This window comes from Christiangramia marina (genome assembly GCF_048285865.1).
Lineage (GTDB): Bacteria > Bacteroidota > Bacteroidia > Flavobacteriales > Flavobacteriaceae > Christiangramia > Christiangramia marina.
The window spans coordinates 4,532-5,789 of record NZ_JBLVTK010000008.1 but is presented as its reverse complement, the minus strand read 5'-3'; the positions used below and the strand labels follow the sequence as shown (position 1 = coordinate 5,789).

1 other annotated feature (only partly in view) is annotated in these 1,258 nt (G+C 41.8%).

Annotation, left to right across the window (positions count from 1 at the left end):
- Window positions 1–502 precede the first annotated feature (502 nt).
- Window positions 503–1,258, top strand: a sequence feature (mutual gap in cmsearch alignment for this rRNA model is longer than 100); it runs 774 nt beyond the window's last position.

Here is a 1,258-nt window from a genome sequence, read left to right as displayed (position 1 = left end):
GAGTTCACTGAAAGTTTAGTAAAGGGTAGGCTATTGTTGGTCTAAGGCTTAAAAATAAAAATTAAAATTCTTTAAATTTTATTTGGCTGGAGAGCAAAACTAGTTTTATATTTGCACCCGCTTTGAAAACGAAGCGACGTTCATAAGAAGGTTGGCAGCGTATAAAGGTAGGGAAGCTTTAGAAAAAGAAACCAAAAATTTTATTAAAAAAGTTTTGGTTGGTAAAGAAAAAGCGTTGTATATTTGCACCCGCTTTGAGAGCAAGCAAACGTTCAGAAATTACAGACTGAAGTTACTGAAAACCACCGGATGGGGTGAGAGAATAAGGTTCGATTCCTTAGGTTTTAACAAGACAGATTGGGAGACCAATTAAGTTCATTGATATATTGAATTGACAAAGGGTTTTATCTTTAATTAGATAGAATCAAGTGTATAAGAATTAAGACTAGAAAAGTCATACTGAGCAATTTCTTTAGTAGTTGTTGAATATATATAAGATTTAACGATGAAGAGTTTGATCCTGGCTCAGGATGAACGCTAGCGGCAGGCCTAACACATGCAAGTCGAACGGTAACAGGAAATAGCTTGCTATTTTGCTGACGAGTGGCGCACGGGTGCGTAACGCGTATACAATCTGCCTTTAAGCGGGGAATAGCCCATGGAAACGTGGATTAATACCCCATAGTATGGAGACTTCACCTGGAGACTTCATTAAACATTTATGGCTTAAAGATGAGTATGCGTCCTATTAGTTAGTTGGTAAGGTAACGGCTTACCAAGACCGCGATAGGTAGGGGTCCTGAGAGGGAGATCCCCCACACTGGTACTGAGACACGGACCAGACTCCTACGGGAGGCAGCAGTGAGGAATATTGGACAATGGAGGCAACTCTGATCCAGCCATGCCGCGTGCAGGAAGACGGCCCTATGGGTTGTAAACTGCTTTTATACGGGAAGAACCACATCTACGTGTAGATGCTTGACGGTACCGTATGAATAAGGACCGGCTAACTCCGTGCCAGCAGCCGCGGTAATACGGAGGGTCCAAGCGTTATCCGGAATCATTGGGTTTAAAGGGTCCGTAGGCGGGATAATAAGTCAGTGGTGAAAGTCTGCAGCTCAACTGTAGAATTGCCATTGATACTGTTGTTCTTGAATTATTATGAAGTGGTTGGAATGAGTAGTGTAGCGGTGAAATGCATAGATATTACTCAGAACACCTATTGCGAAGGCAGATCACTAATAATATATTGACGCTG